The 15,263-nt window shown below is 69.6% G+C and carries 17 protein-coding genes; 12 read left to right on the top strand and 5 right to left on the bottom strand.

What is annotated here, in order from left to right; genetic code table 11:
- The first annotated feature begins 108 nt into the window (after nucleotides 1-108).
- On the top strand, nucleotides 109-1,386 hold the full coding sequence (locus AC07DI_RS05425; protein WP_384261758.1) for an ATP-binding protein: 1,278 nt from the start codon (nucleotides 109-111) through the stop codon (nucleotides 1,384-1,386).
- A 114-nt stretch (nucleotides 1,387-1,500) separates the two neighbouring features.
- Here the strand turns inward: AC07DI_RS05425 and AC07DI_RS05420 are convergent, their stop codons facing one another.
- Nucleotides 1,501-2,016, bottom strand: coding sequence for a GtrA family protein (locus AC07DI_RS05420; protein WP_478902361.1), 516 nt, complete (start codon nucleotides 2,014-2,016; stop codon nucleotides 1,501-1,503).
- 248 nt (nucleotides 2,017-2,264) lie between these two features.
- Between AC07DI_RS05420 and AC07DI_RS05415 the strand changes: the two genes are divergently transcribed.
- From AC07DI_RS05415 to AC07DI_RS05400, 4 genes are all read left to right on the top strand, one after another.
- Nucleotides 2,265-3,398 (top strand): 5-(carboxyamino)imidazole ribonucleotide synthase, encoded by a 1,134-nt coding sequence (locus AC07DI_RS05415; protein ID WP_478902840.1) that lies wholly within the window; start codon nucleotides 2,265-2,267, stop codon nucleotides 3,396-3,398.
- Nucleotides 3,395-3,952: a 5-(carboxyamino)imidazole ribonucleotide mutase gene (gene purE / locus AC07DI_RS05410; protein ID WP_478902359.1), complete on the top strand. Its 558-nt coding sequence runs from the start codon at nucleotides 3,395-3,397 to the stop codon at nucleotides 3,950-3,952. Before AC07DI_RS05415 ends, purE begins: the two co-directional genes overlap by 4 nt.
- Nucleotides 3,953-3,956: 4 nt before the next feature.
- Nucleotides 3,957-5,141 carry a dipeptidase gene (locus AC07DI_RS05405; RefSeq protein WP_478902358.1) on the top strand — a complete coding sequence of 395 codons (1,185 nt, stop codon included), beginning with the start codon at nucleotides 3,957-3,959 and terminating at the stop codon, nucleotides 5,139-5,141.
- Between the two features lie 134 nt (nucleotides 5,142-5,275).
- Nucleotides 5,276-5,479 (top strand): hypothetical protein, encoded by a 204-nt coding sequence (locus AC07DI_RS05400; protein WP_384261745.1) that lies wholly within the window; start codon nucleotides 5,276-5,278, stop codon nucleotides 5,477-5,479.
- A 286-nt stretch (nucleotides 5,480-5,765) separates the two neighbouring features.
- On the opposite strand, the gene AC07DI_RS05395 is transcribed toward AC07DI_RS05400, so the two are convergent.
- The gene (locus AC07DI_RS05395) at nucleotides 5,766-6,134 is read right to left on the bottom strand and encodes a hypothetical protein (protein WP_467869121.1); all 369 of its coding nucleotides are present in this window, start codon (nucleotides 6,132-6,134) and stop codon (nucleotides 5,766-5,768) included.
- A gap of 13 nt (nucleotides 6,135-6,147) precedes the next feature.
- The gene (locus AC07DI_RS05390; RefSeq protein WP_478902356.1) at nucleotides 6,148-7,404 is read right to left on the bottom strand and encodes a helix-turn-helix domain-containing protein; all 1,257 of its coding nucleotides are present in this window, start codon (nucleotides 7,402-7,404) and stop codon (nucleotides 6,148-6,150) included.
- Nucleotides 7,405-7,523: 119 nt separating this feature from the next.
- On the opposite strand from AC07DI_RS05390, the gene AC07DI_RS05385 reads away from it, so the two are divergent.
- The 4 genes from AC07DI_RS05385 to AC07DI_RS05370 all read left to right on the top strand — a co-directional run bounded on the left by AC07DI_RS05385 (nucleotide 7,524) and on the right by AC07DI_RS05370 (nucleotide 9,749).
- A complete protein-coding gene (locus AC07DI_RS05385; protein WP_478902354.1) occupies nucleotides 7,524-7,796 on the top strand; it encodes a hypothetical protein in 273 nt (90 codons plus the stop codon).
- Nucleotides 7,797-8,073: 277 nt separating this feature from the next.
- Entirely contained in the window at nucleotides 8,074-8,556 is a 483-nt protein-coding gene (locus tag AC07DI_RS05380; RefSeq protein WP_478902353.1) for a hypothetical protein, read from the top strand.
- 84 nt (nucleotides 8,557-8,640) lie between these two features.
- Complete coding sequence (locus tag AC07DI_RS05375; RefSeq protein WP_478902351.1) at nucleotides 8,641-9,303, top strand: class I SAM-dependent methyltransferase; 663 nt, start codon at nucleotides 8,641-8,643, stop codon at nucleotides 9,301-9,303.
- Nucleotides 9,304-9,446: 143 nt separating this feature from the next.
- The gene (locus tag AC07DI_RS05370; protein ID WP_478902350.1) at nucleotides 9,447-9,749 is read left to right on the top strand and encodes a tyrosine-type recombinase/integrase; all 303 of its coding nucleotides are present in this window, start codon (nucleotides 9,447-9,449) and stop codon (nucleotides 9,747-9,749) included.
- A 201-nt stretch (nucleotides 9,750-9,950) separates the two neighbouring features.
- On the opposite strand, the gene AC07DI_RS05365 is transcribed toward AC07DI_RS05370, so the two are convergent.
- Complete coding sequence (locus tag AC07DI_RS05365; protein ID WP_384261742.1) at nucleotides 9,951-11,108, bottom strand: acyl-CoA dehydrogenase; 1,158 nt, start codon at nucleotides 11,106-11,108, stop codon at nucleotides 9,951-9,953.
- Between the two features lie 175 nt (nucleotides 11,109-11,283).
- On the opposite strand from AC07DI_RS05365, the gene AC07DI_RS05360 reads away from it, so the two are divergent.
- The 3 genes from AC07DI_RS05360 (at nucleotide 11,284) to AC07DI_RS05350 (ending at nucleotide 13,629) form a co-directional block, all read left to right on the top strand.
- Nucleotides 11,284-12,627: a UDP-glucose dehydrogenase family protein gene (locus tag AC07DI_RS05360; protein WP_478902349.1), complete on the top strand. Its 1,344-nt coding sequence runs from the start codon at nucleotides 11,284-11,286 to the stop codon at nucleotides 12,625-12,627.
- Nucleotides 12,628-12,803: 176 nt separating this feature from the next.
- Nucleotides 12,804-13,175 carry a VOC family protein gene (locus AC07DI_RS05355; RefSeq protein ID WP_478902348.1) on the top strand — a complete coding sequence of 124 codons (372 nt, stop codon included), beginning with the start codon at nucleotides 12,804-12,806 and terminating at the stop codon, nucleotides 13,173-13,175.
- A gap of 13 nt (nucleotides 13,176-13,188) precedes the next feature.
- Nucleotides 13,189-13,629, top strand: a complete 441-nt coding sequence (locus AC07DI_RS05350) for a VOC family protein (RefSeq protein WP_478902346.1) — start codon at nucleotides 13,189-13,191, stop codon at nucleotides 13,627-13,629.
- Between the two features lie 57 nt (nucleotides 13,630-13,686).
- Here the strand turns inward: AC07DI_RS05350 and AC07DI_RS05345 are convergent, their stop codons facing one another.
- Nucleotides 13,687-15,000, bottom strand: a complete 1,314-nt coding sequence (locus tag AC07DI_RS05345; protein ID WP_478902345.1) for a dipeptidase — start codon at nucleotides 14,998-15,000, stop codon at nucleotides 13,687-13,689.
- Between the last annotated feature and the right edge of the window lie 263 nt (nucleotides 15,001-15,263).

Raw genomic sequence — 15,263 nt, 5'->3', positions numbered from 1 at the left:
CTGGGGGGAGCCTGCGGCAGCGCCCGTGAGGGGCGCGGGGAACGCGCGAGCGGCCAAGGCTCAAGGGCACCGAACCCGAGCGGGCCCGCAACGCGGGACACTACTCGCATGCGCCGCAGACTGATCAACAGCACCCTCGCCGTCGTCCTCGTGGTGATCGCCGTCTTCGGCGTGAGCCTCGTCATCGTCGAGACGAGGACGATCAGCAGCAGCGCCCAGGAGCGCGTGGACTCCGAGGCCCTGCGCCTCGCCAGCATCGTCGACAGCCGGCTGATCAGCGAGGAGCGGATCACCGGCGACATCCTGCGCGACCAGGTCGCCACCGACCGCTACGCCCGCATCGAGTTCCCCGGCCGGGACGCCATCGAGATCGGCACCCGCCCGACCGGCGAGGTCATCAGCGCCACCCGCCCCGGCGAGCAGGGCGAGCGAGTCACCGTCCAGGAGCCGAAGGCCGCAGTCACCCGCGAGGTCGGCCGCACCCTGCTGATCATCGCCGCCGTCGCGCTGCTCGCCATCGTCGCCGCCGTACTCCTCGCCGTACGCCAGGCCAACCGCCTCGCCTCGCCGCTCACCGACCTCGCGGAGACCGCCGAACGCCTCGGCTCCGGCGACCCCCGCCCCCGGCACAAGCGGTACGGCGTCCCCGAGCTCGACCGCGTCGCCGACGTCCTGGACTCATCGGCCGAGCGCATCGGACGCATGCTGACCGCCGAGCGGCGCCTGGCCGCCGACGCCTCGCACCAGCTGCGCACACCGCTCACCGCGCTCTCCATGCGCCTGGAGGAGATCACGGTCACCGAGGAGCTGGACACGGTGAAGGAGGAGGCGACGATCGCGCTGGCCCAGGTGGAGCGGCTGACCGACGTCGTGGAGCGGCTGCTCACCAACTCCCGTGACCCGCGCACCGGTTCGGCCGTCGCCTTCGACCTGGACGAGGTCGTCAAGCAGCAACTGGAGGAGTGGCGCCCGGCCTACCGCAGCGCGGGCCGCGCCATCGTCAGCTCGGGCAAGCGGCACCTGGAGGCCGTGGGCACGCCGGGCGCGGTGGCGCAGGTGCTCGCCGCGCTGATCGAGAACTCCCTGATGCACGGTGGCGGCACGGTCGCACTGCGTACCCGCGTCACCGGCAATCAGGCGGTCATCGAGGTCACGGACGAGGGCCCCGGCGTCCCCGCCGACCTCGGTGCGCGGATCTTCGAGCGGACCATCAGCGGCCGGAACTCGACGGGAATCGGCCTCGCGGTGGCCCGGGATCTGGCCGAGGCGGACGGCGGCCGTCTGGAGATGCTGCAGACGCAGCCGCCCGTCTTCGGCCTGTTCCTGTCGCGTACGCCGCTGTCGAAGGAGACGGACCACGAGCCGGAGGACAACCCGGTGCGCTAGCCGGTCGGCAGCCAGCAGCCAGCAGCCAGCAGCCAGCAGCCAGCAGCCGGCAGCCGGCAGCCAGCAGCCAGCGGCCACTCAGCCACCCGCCCGCCCCGACCCCCGTCCGGCGCCTCAGCTCGCGCGTCGTACGACCGGCGGTTCGCCCGTCTGCTCGTCCTCCAGGAACGATTCCGCATGCGCGACGGTCTCGCGGGCGGGCAGCGCCTTGAACACCCAGGAGCGGTAGGACCAGAAGCGGAAGAGCGTCGCGATGCCCATGCCGAGGAACTTGAAGAAGTTCGCCTGCAGCTTGCCGTCCCAGCCGAACCAGTACGTCGCCGCGTAGAGCACGCCGTTCTCGATGACGAGGCCGACCACGCTGAACAGCAGGAACAGCGTGAGTTCCTTGGTGCGGCCGCTCTTGTCACGGTCCCGGTACGTGAAGTAGCGGAACCCCACGTAGTTGAAGACGATGGCGACGACCGTGGCGATCACGCTCGCCCGCACCACGTGCAGGTCCGTCATGTGCCGCACGAGGTTGAAGACCCCGAAGTTCACCAGAGTTCCGACCGCCCCCACGGCTCCGAACTTGGCGATCTCGCGCGTGAGGCTGTCCAGCCGCACCCGCAGTGCGCCCCGTTCCGTCATGGTGGTCGCCCCAGCCCCCGTCGATTCGTACCGGTCGGTTCGTACCGGTTGTTTACGCGCCGACGGATTGGTGTTTCGGTCGTGTCGACCCAGCCATGCTAACCAGCGGCTCTCTCCGGCGCGCGCGGGCGCCCGGACACTGTGGCGCCGCTGTGACAGGAGCGGCCCAGGGGGCGCTGGTATCCGGCCGTTCCCGGGTGGCCGGTACCGGCCGATACCCTGGGGGTGTGACGTTCCCGGTAGTCGGCATGGTCGGCGGCGGTCAGCTCGCCCGCATGACCCACGAGGCGGGCATCCCCCTCGGCCTGAAATTCAAGCTCCTCAGTGACACCCCGCAGGATTCCGCGGCCCAGGTCGTCGGCGATGTCGTCATCGGCGACTATCGCGACCTGGACACGCTGCGTGACTTCGCGCGGGGCTGCGACGTGATCACCTTCGATCACGAACACGTACCCATCGAGCATCTACGGGCCCTGGAGGCGGACGGCATCCCCGTGCGCCCGGGGCCCGACGCGTTGGTGCACGCCCAGGACAAGGGCGTGATGCGCGAGAAGCTCACGGAGATCGGCGTGCCCTGCCCGCGCCATCGGATCGTGAGGGACCCGGCCGACGTGGCCGCCTTCGCGGCCGAGGGCGCGGCGGACGGCGGCGACGGCTTCCCCGTGATCCTCAAGACGGTGCGGGGCGGCTATGACGGGAAGGGGGTGTGGTTCGTACGTTCCGTCGAGGACGCCGAAGACCCCTTCAGGGCCGGTGTCCCCGTGCTCGCCGAGGAGAAGGTCGACTTCGTGCGCGAACTGGCGGCGAACGTCGTCCGCTCGCCGCACGGCCAGGCCGTCGCGTACCCCGTCGTCGAGTCCCAGCAGGTCGACGGCGTCTGCGACACGGTGATCGCCCCCGCCCCCGGCCTCTCCGAGGAACTGGCGGGCCAGGCGCAGGAGTTGGCGCTGAACGTGGCCAACGAACTCGGTGTGGTCGGCCACCTCGCGGTTGAGCTCTTCGAGACGCGCGACGGCCGCATCCTCGTCAACGAACTGGCGATGCGCCCGCACAACTCCGGCCACTGGACGCAGGACGGCGCGATCACCTCGCAGTTCGCCAACCACGTCCGCGCCGTCCTCGACCTGCCGCTCGGCGACCCGCGCCCGCGCGCCAGGTGGACCGTGATGGCCAACGTCCTCGGCGGGGACTACCCCGACATGTACGCCGCGTACCTGCACTGCATGGCGCGCGACCCGCAGTTGAAGATCCACATGTACGGCAAGGACGTGAAGCCCGGCCGCAAGGTCGGTCACGTGAACACCTACGGCGACGATCTGGACGAGGTCCTCGACCGCGCCCGCCACGCAGCCGGCTACCTCAGAGGAACGATCACCGAATGACCTCCCCCGTTATTGGCATCGTCATGGGGTCCGACTCGGACTGGCCCGTCATGGAGGCCGCCGCCCAGGCCCTCGCCGAGTTCGAGATCCCCTTCGAGGTCGACGTCGTCTCCGCGCACCGCATGCCGCACGAGATGATCGCGTACGGCGAGCAGGCCGCCGAGCGCGGCCTCAAGGCGATCATCGCGGGCGCGGGCGGCGCCGCGCACCTGCCCGGCATGCTCGCGTCGGTGACCCCGCTGCCGGTGATCGGCGTGCCGGTCCCGCTGAAGTACCTGGACGGCATGGACAGCCTGCTCTCCATCGTGCAGATGCCGGCGGGCGTCCCGGTGGCGACGGTCTCGGTCGGCGGCGCGCGCAACGCGGGCCTGCTCGCGGCCCGCATGCTCGCCGCGCACGACCCCGAACTCCTCGCCCGCATGCGGGAGTTCCAGCAGGAGCTGAACGACCAGGCGACGGAGAAGGGCAAGCGGCTGCGCGCCAAGGTCGACGGCGCGAAAGCCGGATTCGGCTTCGGTTCCGGCTTCGGTTCCGGCTTCGGTTCGGGAAAGTGAGCGCATGACGTCACTCGACGAAGCCCGCGCCCTCCTCGCCGACTTCCCGGTGGTCGACGGCCACAACGACCTGCCGTGGGCGTTGCGCGAGAAGGCGGGCTACGACATCGACCGCCTCGACATAGCCGCCGACCAGACGGGCCGCCTGCACACGGACATCGCCCGGCTGCGCGCGGGCGGCGTCGGCGCGCAGTTCTGGTCGGTGTACGTACGCACCGACCTGACCGGCGACTCCGCGGTGAGCGCGACCCTCGAACAGATCGACTGCGTCGAGCGGCTGCTCGCCCGCCACCCCGCCGACCTGGCCCGCGCCCTGACAGCGGCGGACATGGAGGAGGCCCGCTCCCAGGGGCGCGTCGCCTCCCTGATGGGCGCCGAGGGCGGCCACTCCATCAACAACTCCCTCGCCACGCTGCGGGCCCTGCACACCCTCGGCGTCCGCTACATGACGCTCACGCACAACGACAACATCGCGTGGGCGGACTCGGCGACGGACGAGCCGGGCGTCGGCGGCCTCTCGCCCTTCGGCCACGAGGTCGTACGTGAGATGAACCGCGTCGGCATGCTGGTGGACCTCTCCCACGTGGCGGCGACGACGATGCGGGCGGCCCTGGACACCTCGGTGGCCCCGGTGATCTTCTCGCACTCCTCGTCGCGGGCGGTGTGCGACCACCCGCGCAACATCCCCGACGACGTCCTGGAACGCCTCCCCGCCAACGGCGGCGTGGCGATGGCGACCTTCGTCCCGAAGTTCGTCCTCCAGGCGGCGGTCGACTGGACGCTGGCGGCCGACGAGAGCATGCGGGCCCACGGCTTCCACCACCTCGACACGACCCCCGAGGCCATGAAGGTCCACGAGGCGTTCGAGCGGTCGACCCCGCGCCCGATCGCCACCGCGGCCACGGTCGCCGACCACCTGGACCACATGCGTGAGGTGGCGGGCATCGACCACATCGGCATCGGCGGCGACTACGACGGCACGGCGTTCACCCCGTCCGGCCTGGACGACGTGGCGGGCTACCCCAACCTGATCGCGGAACTCCTCGACCGCGGCTGGTCGAAGCCCGACCTCGCGAAGCTGACGTGGCAGAACGCGGTACGGGTCCTCGGCGCGGCGGAAGACGTGGCGCGGGACCTCCAGTCCCGCAGGGGCCCGTCGATCGCGACTCTCGCCCAGCTGGACGGCTAGCCGCTCCCGCACACACGGATGGGGTGCTGCCGGCCCGGGCAGCACCCCACCGACGTAAGAACACCTACCTGACAGCTACGGCAGGTTCCTCGCCACGACGATCCGCGGTTTCCTGTTCCGGCAAGCGTGATCGCTTGACCGCATCCCGGTTCGCCTCCGAGTCCGACCGTGACAGCACGCGGCTGGCGCTGCTGGTCCACTCCGCTGCGGAACGGCTGGGCTGGGGCGGAGACGTGTCCCACGGCTTCTACCTGGAGCGGCCCGCATTCCTGTCCGTAGCCCTGGTGACGTGCTCCCCGAACCGTGCCGCACCGGACGTTGCCTGCGAAGTCGCCTGACAGAGTCGACGCGAACGGCCCCCGGCAGAGTGCCGGGGGCCGTTGCGTTCATGCAGGTGAGACCAGTTCAGTTACGGCAGGTTCCGCGCCATCACGATCCGCTGGACCTGGTTCGTGCCTTCGTAGATCTGCGTGCTTTACGGCATGTAACGCCCTGACCTGCATGAACACCCCTCCTGCGGAGGGCATCCCCCAGCATTTCCCCATGATCATCAGGGAGTCACCGGGCCTGGCCGCTTCGGACCGTCTGGTCGTGCGTTGGGCACGTGGCCAAGCAGTGTGGGCCCTAACTGACCAGACTCTCTGCGATGGCCTCGAAGATGTCCGCGTCGGTTTCCTGCTGCCACTTCGGGAGATCGGCCCAGTCAGCGACGTATCCCGGCTTCGGGTCCTCAAAGTGCTTGAACATCTGCGCAGTCCAGCAAGTCGCCACGAACCGGCTCTTTTGCTCCCGAGAGAGCCTGGACGCGTGACCACCGCTGATCTCGACGAACTGGCGGACCTGCTCATACACGGCGTCTGCGGCTTCGCGTTCCCATTGGGGCGTGTCATCCCAGGGGGTGACGTACCCGGCTTTGGGCTCTCCCGGGAAGTGTCGGTGAACTCCTGCGATCCACGCTTCCCGGAACAGTCGTGCACCTGCGATCTGCGACATGCCATCCCTCTCGTTACGGCGTGCTCAGCATGGCGATGGCCGCCCCCAGCTCCGCCACACGATGGTCGTTGCTCAGGGGGCCGAACTTCTCGCACAGGGCTTGGAGTCTACGGGCGACGTATCCGGAGGCTGAGGCTTGGGCCAGGCCGAGAGCTTCCCGGCCGTACGTGACGAGCTGCTCGGGGTCGCGTCGCTTTGCACCGATAGCCGCAAGGTCGGTTAGCACTGCCCCCCTTCGGCGGTATGAGTGTCCTGCTGCCAGAGCGGTCTGGTTCAGCGCCCGCTTGAGGGTCTCTTCCGCCAAGTCGAGGCGGCCAAGCTGGACGTATCGGGCCCCACGCTCTTCACCCAGCCGGTCGCCGTCGAACCGAAGCCAGCCACCGTTCGTGCAGTCTGTGGTGAGGTGCTGAACTTCCTCAGCTCGGTCCAGTGCCCGTTCGCATGCTGACAAGTCGCCGAGTCCAGCATGCGCTTCGGCCTGTACTGATGCGACCCAGTACCGGGTAGCTAGGCCGCTATCACCCCGATCTGCGACGCGTTCAGCGGCTTCGAGGATTTGGGCGGCTTCTTGGCAGCGGCGCTCGGACATGTCCACATAGGCGTGCCGAACGAGGGCGCAGGCCCACATGTCATACGCCCTAGCGTCCTTGCTGACGGAAGCTGCCAGCGAGTACGCGGCGGCTGCGTCGGTGTACCGATTGGCGTCGAAGGAGACTTCACCAGCCAGTTGGAACAGGTCGGCCGCCGCATTCAGGAGCGGGCGGAAGTTGCCCTGAGTCCCCGCAGCCAGGGCTTCGTTCAGAGTCGTGAGCTGGTCACGGACGATGGGATAGACGGCGCCCTTGGATCGGGTCATCTGATAGACCTGCCAAAGGTGGCTGTTCATCCGCGCGAAGTCTGCCGGCGCGCCCCGGCAGACCCCCTCGGTAAGGGCTTCTGCCTCATCGAGTGGCAGGGCAGTCAAGACCCCACTGACGGTGAGGATGCGGAGGAACTCGCGGCGGATCATTTCGTCGGGGTCTCCCGCGCCTGTCTGGTCACTGGACTGACGTTCGGCAGCTTCCTGGTCCGTGGCTCGTGGCGGCGCCAGGAGGGCGTCAAGCTCGGTGAGGCTGACTTCGAGGGCGGCGGCCAATCCTCGTCGCTGGGGTGGCCGAGGTTTGATTTTGCCACCTTCCCAGCGTCCGACCGTCGTGCGGTCCACGCCGAGCAGCTCGGCCAATTCCTCCTGACTGTAGCCCAAGGCCTTGCGCCGTTCCGCCAGTCCCATGACGGCCCCTTCCTGTGCCCTGGACCTGCTGCATTCGCGTGCATGGAACTGCCTCAAGAGTGCCGCATTGATGCCGTGGAGCGCTTGAACTCCCTGCGCTTTCCTTGGGGTTGCCGCAAATGAACGCGGTGGCGAACCTGCTGAAGGGTGCGGACATGACTGCGGAGTGGGAGCCGGGTGCTGCGGTGTTCGACAAAGGCAGCCAGATGGTCGGAGTCGTCCACGAGCAGCGCGGCACCAAGCTGACCTTGAAACGACCATCGGGCCTTCGCTGGCATACCCGCGCCGTGGCTGTCCGAGCAGCCAGTGACAGAGAGCTGATCCAACTTCGAGCCTTGGTCAGGCACCACCGCAATGTGCGCGGCCTCACCTCGCCCGGTGTCAGTCGGTGAGCCGATTACGGGGCTGGAAGGTCAGCCGCGACGGGTCTTTCTGGGGGCGCAATCCTGGCCCTGCTGACGTGGGGTACAGCCGTGGTGCTCCTGGTCATGGCGGCTGCCGGGAAGCTCACCTCAGCGCATCCATGAGTTCCCGCTCCCCGCTGGCCAGTCAGGCTACCCAGCGGGGAGCGGGTCAAGTCCCCGGCCGGTCACACGCCACCGTGAAGCGGAGTCGGCCGTCCGGGGCAGCAAGTGCAGTGCACCACTCCACAGCAGGAGGAGACGCACGATGAGCGCAGCAGTCCAGACGCGGACCCGCGATCCGCGCATCATCCTCAACGCAGTGCAGGAGCGCGTTGCGCATCTCGTCGCGGACGTAGGTGTGGCCGACCTGTGGGAGCGGGAAGTGGCGCTCCTGCTCCGGGACAGCGTGGCCGTGCCGAGCCTTGCTGAGCGCATCCTCGGTCAGGGCATCGCGTACCTGATCACCGCCATGGAATGCCCCGGTGTGGACATGGGCGTCGGCAAGACCGTGGACGTAGGTGTCCATCAGCTCATCCTCGACACGCCCCTCTACTTCGCGCTGTGCGAGGAGTACAACGGCGGGCGGTACAAGCACCATGCCCCGCTGATCGAGCGTCGCCGGGACGGCACCGTAATGCGCACGGCCGAGCTGCTGCGCAAGAACGGCTTCGCCGTCGATGACGAGCTGTGGGCGGTGGACGAGTCCGACTGCTCACCGTGTGACAACAAGGTCCCCGACAGCCACTGACCCGGGACTAGAGTGCCCTCGCCCCCGACTTCGCACGAGGGGCGGGGGCACCCTCTTGCCCGCTCCGACACAGAGGAAGCCCCGTTGCCCGCACGACACGACATCGACAGCGAACGCGAACTTTGGGACACCTTCGCGCAGAGCACCAAGGACAAGGTCCTCGAATCCGACCCTGTTTTCTGCTGGACGCAGTACTCCGGGCACGGGCCCGGCCCCGAACTTCTGGGCGATCCGGCAACCGTGCTGGAAATCGGATGCGGCACGGGACGAGCGCTCGCCTACCTCGCACAGAACGGTGTGAAGGCAACCGGTGTGGACCTCTCACCCGTCATGGTCGCGAACATCACGGAACGGTGGGGCCCGTTGGGAGCGCGGTTCGTCTGCGCTGAGGTACTGGACCACTTGAGCAGCGCAACGGAGACGTACGACGCCGTGTACTCAATCTTCGGGGCCGTGTGGTTCACCGATCCGGCCAAGCTGCTTCCTTTGATTGCTGAGCGGCTGAACCCTGGCGGTGTGCTCACGTTCTCTCACCCCCCGGCCATCCCTGGCGCGTACGGCCCGCAGGGTATGTACAAGGGCGGGTTCGCGGGCAAGGCCATGTACACCTACCGATACGGCTACACACCCCGGAAGTGGGCAAGCCTCCTGCTCAAAGCTGGATTCAGGGAAGCGGACGTACAGATCCTGGACGCTCCGGAACCCGATCACATCGGAACTCTGATCGCCCATGCCCAGGTGGCCTGAGCATCGAAGCAAAGCAAGAACGCCCCGGCCCATTCGGCCCGGGGCGCTTCTGGCGCGGTTCACGTCGCGGTCCGGAGCGGCCGGCGTGGGTTCCCGAGAATGGGCGCCCGGTGCCTGGAGGTGCGTGGAACTGTCATCGCGCAGTGTGCACCGGGTATCTGTACGCCTCGTACTTCTACCGCCAGATTTGGCTCGTGGCCCTGACCAAGGGAGGGGTGGCGTACTGCAAGCCGCACTCCATGCGGCACTACTACGGATCACGGCTTCTGTACGCGGGCGTCCCCGAGAACGACGTTGCCGACTGGATGGGCCACAGCAGCACGGACGTACTGCGCGAGCACTATCACTACATCTTCGAAGGGGCCGAGCAGCGCGGGCGGGCAGCCATCGCGACGATGCTGACGCCAGGTGCAGACGACCCCACCGCGCGAACCGAAGTCGCCTGAAAAGAGCACACACGAACGGCCCCCGGCGTCACGCCGGGGGCCGTGGTGTTTGTGCAGGTCGGAGGCAGTTTCCCGCGCGGCGTCAGCCCAGGATTTCCCCAGCATGACGCCCATGACCGGCCCGAAAAGGGCCCGAACGGACCGGAAGCCGATCACGGGCCGCGAGCCATCGAAAGTGGCCGCTGACCTGCGAAAACCTTGCTACGGCAGGTTCCGCGCCATCACGATCCGCTGGACCTGGTTCGTGCCTTCGTAGATCTGCGTGATCTTCGCGTCGCGCATCATGCGCTCGACGGGGTAGTCCCGGGTGTAGCCGTAGCCACCGAGCAGCTGGACGGCGTCCGTCGTGACCTCCATCGCGACGTCCGACGCGAAGCACTTGGCGGCCGCGCCTTGGAAGGTGAGGTCCTTGTCGCCGCGCTCGGACTTGGCCGCGGCGGCGTAGGTGAGCTGACGGGCGGCCTCGATCTTCATCGCCATGTCGGCGAGCATGAACTGGACGCCCTGGAAGTCGGCGATCGGCTTGCCGAACTGCTTGCGCTCCTTGACGTACCCCTTGGCGTAGTCGAGGGCGCCCTGCGCGATGCCGAGGGCCTGCGCCGCGATGGTGATGCGGGTGTGGTCCAGGGTCTTCATGGCGGTCGCGAAGCCCGTGCCCTCCTCGCCGATCATGCGGTCGGCGGGGATGCGGACGTTGTCGAGGTAGACCTCGCGGGTGGGGGAGCCCTTGATGCCGAGCTTCCGCTCCGGGGCGCCGAAGGACACGCCCTCGTCGCCCTTCTCGACGACGAAGGCGCTGATGCCCTTGGAGCGCTTCTCCGGGTCCGTCACGGCCATCACCGTGTAGTACTCCGAGACGCCCGCGTTGGTGATCCAGCGCTTCACGCCGTTGAGCACCCAGAAGTCTCCGTCGCGGACCGCGCGCGTCTTCATGCCCGCCGCGTCCGAACCGGCGTCCGGCTCGGAGAGGCAGTACGAGAACATGCCCTCGCCGCCCGCGAGCGGCGTCATGTACTTCTTCTTCAGCTCCTCGGAGCCGGAGAGGATGACGGGCAGCGAGCCGAGCTTGTTGACGGCGGGGATCAGCGAGGAGCTGGCGCAGACGCGGGCCACTTCCTCGATGACGATGACGGTCGCCAGGGCGTCGGCGCCCGCGCCGCCGTAGCTCTCCGGCACGTGCACCGCGTGCAGGTCGTTCGCCACCAGCGCGTCGAGGGCCTCCTGCGGGAAGCGGGCCTCCTCGTCCACCGCGGCGGCGAACGGCGCGATCTTCGCCTCGGCCAGCGAACGGATCGCGTCGCGGAGCATGTCGTGCTCCTCGGACGGGCGGTACAGGTCGAAATCAGCCGATCCGGCCAAGGTCTCTCACGCTCCAAGGACGCTAATTACCGTTAAGTAACCCGAATTTTAGTGGTGCGTCCGCCGGACGGATACGTGAGCTTGCCGACAGCGCCGAACGTGCCCGGTGAGCGCCCCGCGAAGGCCCGACTATGCTCGGTCGCGCACCGCAGCCCGCAGACCTCTGGAGCACCGCATGGCCCTCAAGATCACCGTGATCGGTACCGGCTATCTCGGGGCCACACACGCCGCGGCCATGGCCGAGCTCGGCTTCGAGGTGCTGGGTCTTGACGTCGTGCCCGAGAAGGTCGAGATGCTCCAGCGGGGCGAGGTCCCCATGTACGAGCCCGGCCTGGAGGAACTCCTGCGCAAGCACGTCGCGGGCATCGAGGGTTCCAGCGGGCGCCTGCGCTTCACGATGGACTTCGCCGAGGCCGCCGACTTCGGCGACGTCCACTTCCTCTGTGTGAACACCCCGCAGAAGCACGGGGAGTACGCGTGCGACATGTCGTACGTCGACTCCGCCCTCGACTCGCTGGCCAAGCACCTCACCCGGCCCGCGCTGGTCGTCGGCAAGTCCACGGTGCCGGTCGGCAGCGCGGACCGCCTCGCGGCGCGCCTCGCCGAACTGGCCCCGGCGGGCGACGAGGTCGAGCTGGCCTGGAACCCCGAGTTCCTGCGGGAGGGCTTCGCCGTGCAGGACACGCTGCACCCCGACCGCATCGTCGTCGGCGTACGCGGCGAGCGCGCCGAGAAGCTGCTCCGCGAGGTCTACGCGACGCCGCTCGGGGAGGGGTCGCCCTTCGTCGTCACCGACTTCCCGACCGCGGAACTGGTGAAGACCTCCGCCAACTCCTTCCTCGCCACGAAGATCTCCTTCATCAACGCCATGGCCGAGGTCTGCGAGGCCGCAGGCGGCGACGTCGTGAAGCTGGCGGAGGCCCTCGGCCACGACGACCGGATCGGGAAGAAATTCCTGCGGGCCGGCATCGGCTTCGGCGGCGGCTGCCTGCCGAAGGACATCCGCGCGTTCATGGCCCGTGCGGGCGAACTGGGCGCCGACCAGGCCCTCACCTTCCTGCGCGAGATCGACTCCATCAACATGCGGCGGCGCGGCCAGATGGTCGAGATGGCCCGCGAGGCGCTGGGCGGCGGCTCGTTCCTCGGCAAGCGGGTCGCGGTGCTCGGGGCGACGTTCAAGCCGGACTCGGACGACGTACGCGACTCCCCGGCGCTCAACGTCGCGGGTCAGATCCACCTCCAGGGCGGCCAGGTCACGGTGTACGACCCCAAGGGCATGGTGAACGCCCGCCGCCTCTTCCCCACCCTCGGCTACGCGGACACGGCCCTCGACGCGGTCCGGGGCGCGGACGTCGTCCTCCACCTCACCGAATGGCGGGAATTCCGCGACCTGGACCCCGCGGACCTGGCCGCGGTGGCGGCAACCCCCACCATCCTGGACGGCCGCAACGCCCTGGACCCCACGGCCTGGCGCACCGCGGGCTGGACCTACCGGGCCATGGGCCGCCCGTCGGCCTGACCCACCGCCCGAAGAGGCGCGGGGAACCGCGCGAAGAGGCGCGAAGAGGCGCGAAGCGGCGCGAAAAATCGCGCGGAAACCGAGCCGGTCGAGGATCATGAAGCAATAGTCGGAGATCAAGGCTTCCGTCGATTGGAGGTCGAGGCTTCCATCAGGCAATCCTCACGGGAGAACAGATGCCCCTCGCCGCCTTCCGCGCCGTCGTCCTTGATTGCCCCGACCCCCACGCCCTCGCGGAGTTCTACGCGAAGATCGTCGGCGGCACCCCCGTCCCCGACCCCGCCGACGAAGAGGCCTGGGTCGGCATCGAAGGCCACGGCGGCCCGCCCATCGCGTTCCAGAAGGCCCCGGGCCACCGCCCGCCGCGGTGGCCCGCCCCCGACGGAGGCCAGCAGTTCCACCTCGACTTCACCGTGGACGACATGGACGCCGTGGAGAAGGAGATCCTGACCTTCGGCGCCACGGTCCTCGACGCCGCCGACCGCGACCGCTCCTGGCGGGTTTACGCGGACCCCGCCGGGCACCCGTTCTGTCTCTGTGCCAGTTGAGAAGGAGCGAGACATGGCTGACCCCCATGGCAACACCAGCACCTCTAGCACCACAGGCACCTCCGACGCCGCCCCCATCGCAACCCTGCGCAACGTCGTCCTCGACTGTCCGGAACCGCGCAGGCTCGCGGAGTTCTACGCCCAGATCATCGGCGGCACGATCGAGGGGGACGGCGACTGGGTCGACCTCGTCATGCCCGGCCGCGTCAAGGTGTCGTTCCAGCGGGTGAGCGACCTGCGTCCCCCGCAGTGGCCGCGCTCGGACGTGAACGCCCAGCAGGTCCACCTGGACCTCGACGCGGGGCGCACGATCGAGGAGATCGACGCCGCGGAGGAGAAGGTGCTCGCCCTCGGCGCGCGCCCCCTCGACCTGGACGACGACGGCGGGAAGCGGGACTTCCGCGTGTACGCGGACCCGGTGGGCCACCCCTTCTGCCTCTGCAAGATCCCCTGACCGACGTCACGCGACCGTCACGCGACCGGGCCCCGCCCGAGGCAGGGGCCCGGCCGGTCAGCCGTCCAGATGCTCTATCCGCGCCGTCGACGCGGCCCGCCGCTCGCGCGTGGCCCGCGCAGTGAAGTCCGCACCGCGCAGGGCGCGCTGCACGTTCCCCCAGGTGAGCAGGGAGAGGTCGGCCTCGGGCCAGCCGCGTTCGACGAGCTCGGCGATCAGCCGCGGGTAGCTCGCCGTGTCGGTCAGGCCCTCCGGGTGCGCTTCGGCGGTGTCGTACGTCCCCGAGAGGCCGACGCACTCCGGCCCGGCGACCCGGCGTACATGATCGAGATGGTCCGCCACCTCGGGTACGGAGGAACCGGTCCGGTCGGCGGCGAGCGGCACCAGGCACAACCCCTTGGCGGCGCCCACCGCGCCAAGGAGCGCGTCCGAGAGGTTCGCCGGATGGTTACGCAGGGCCCGCGCCCCGGAACGGGTGAAGATCACCGGCGCCTTGGAGACGGCGAGGACGCGCCGCGCCGTCGTCTCGGACGCGCCGGAGAGGTCCGCGATGACCCCGAGCCGGTTCATCTCCCTGACGACCTCCTCGCCGAACGGGGTGAGACCGCCGGGACCCGCCCACGACGTACCCGAGAGGGTGACCGCGCACAGGCCCAGGCCGTGCAGCGCGCGCAGGGCGCCCAGCGAGTCGCCGAGCGCGGCGCCGCAGGCCGGGCCGAGCAGCGTGGCGACGCGGCCGCAGTTGCGCGCGTCGGCGGCCTCCGAGGCGTTGCGCACGAGCCGCAGGGCCTCCGGGTGGGCGTCGATGACGTGCCTCGCGAAGTCGATCTGTTCGAGCGTCGCGCCGACGGGCCGGTCGGCACACGGCCCTTCGGGCACGTGCATGGACCAGAACTGCGCGCCGACCTGCCCCGCGCGCAGCCGCGGCACGTCGCTCTCCAGGCCGCTGTCGCCCGTCTCGAAGTCGTACCAGGGCAGCTCGCGCAGCGCCCAGGGGAGCCCGCTGTAGCCGTCGGCGACCGGATGCGAGGCGAGCAGCGCACGGGCCCGCTCCGCCGGGCCGGACGCCGTTTCGCGCTCGGGCAGCGGCTCGTGCTCGTGCACGGGCAGCGGTTCCGGCACGGGAAGCCGCTCCGGCGGGGGCAGCGGTTCCCGGCCGGGCAGGGGCTCGCGGCGGGGGAACGGCTCGGGGCCCGGCAACGAGGCCCGCGCGGGCGGCGGCTCGGCGGTCGCGTGCGGCGCCCCGGGTGCCCCGGGTGCCCCGGACGCCCGGGGCTCGTCGGGCGAGAGGGCGGGTTCGGTCGGGGCGGGGAGCGCGTCGAGCTCCCCCGCCTCGGCGGGGGTGGAGAGTTCCTCCTGCAGATCTGCCATGGCAGGTGCTCCGGACGTCGGCGGGCGGCAGTTCCCATCACGGTGGCACGGCACGGCTGTTGCTTCGCGGCGGGCGGAGCGTTCGGGGTACGCGGCGGTCCACGGGGGAGGCGCATGGCGCGCCGCGCGGAACGCGGAAGGGCCCCGCCGACCGAAATCGGTGGAGCCCCTTCTCGTACGCGACGGAGAGCGTTCCCGCCGCGCGAACGACCTCGTTGCCGCCCGAGAGCCTCGTTGCCCGGGACCGGCCTCAGTGCCCGGGA

The sequence above is a fragment of the Streptomyces sp. NPDC044106 genome, assembly GCF_056433985.1.
The sequence above is the reverse complement of the archived record's forward strand: the minus strand, read 5'-3'. Positions and strand labels throughout refer to the sequence as shown.

Bases quoted from the DNA above. Each gene is read 5' to 3' on its own strand.
- AC07DI_RS05415 (WP_478902840.1), top strand. From the start codon at position 2,265: ATGGTCGGCGGCGGTCAGCTCGCCCGCATGACCCACGAGGCGGGCATC.
- AC07DI_RS05385 (WP_478902354.1), top strand. From the start codon at position 7,524: ATGAACGCGGTGGCGAACCTGCTGAAGGGTGCGGACATGACTGCGGAG.
- AC07DI_RS05420 (WP_478902361.1), bottom strand. From the start codon at position 2,016: ATGACGGAACGGGGCGCACTGCGGGTGCGGCTGGACAGCCTCACGCGC.
- AC07DI_RS05355 (WP_478902348.1), top strand. From the start codon at position 12,804: ATGCCCCTCGCCGCCTTCCGCGCCGTCGTCCTTGATTGCCCCGACCCC.
- AC07DI_RS05380 (WP_478902353.1), top strand. From the start codon at position 8,074: ATGAGCGCAGCAGTCCAGACGCGGACCCGCGATCCGCGCATCATCCTC.
- AC07DI_RS05350 (WP_478902346.1), top strand. From the start codon at position 13,189: ATGGCTGACCCCCATGGCAACACCAGCACCTCTAGCACCACAGGCACC.
- AC07DI_RS05390 (WP_478902356.1), bottom strand. From the start codon at position 7,404: ATGGGACTGGCGGAACGGCGCAAGGCCTTGGGCTACAGTCAGGAGGAA.
- AC07DI_RS05345 (WP_478902345.1), bottom strand. From the start codon at position 15,000: ATGGCAGATCTGCAGGAGGAACTCTCCACCCCCGCCGAGGCGGGGGAG.
- AC07DI_RS05425 (WP_384261758.1), top strand. From the start codon at position 109: ATGCGCCGCAGACTGATCAACAGCACCCTCGCCGTCGTCCTCGTGGTG.
- AC07DI_RS05395 (WP_467869121.1), bottom strand. From the start codon at position 6,134: ATGTCGCAGATCGCAGGTGCACGACTGTTCCGGGAAGCGTGGATCGCA.
- AC07DI_RS05360 (WP_478902349.1), top strand. From the start codon at position 11,284: ATGGCCCTCAAGATCACCGTGATCGGTACCGGCTATCTCGGGGCCACA.
- AC07DI_RS05405 (WP_478902358.1), top strand. From the start codon at position 3,957: ATGACGTCACTCGACGAAGCCCGCGCCCTCCTCGCCGACTTCCCGGTG.
- purE (WP_478902359.1), top strand. From the start codon at position 3,395: ATGACCTCCCCCGTTATTGGCATCGTCATGGGGTCCGACTCGGACTGG.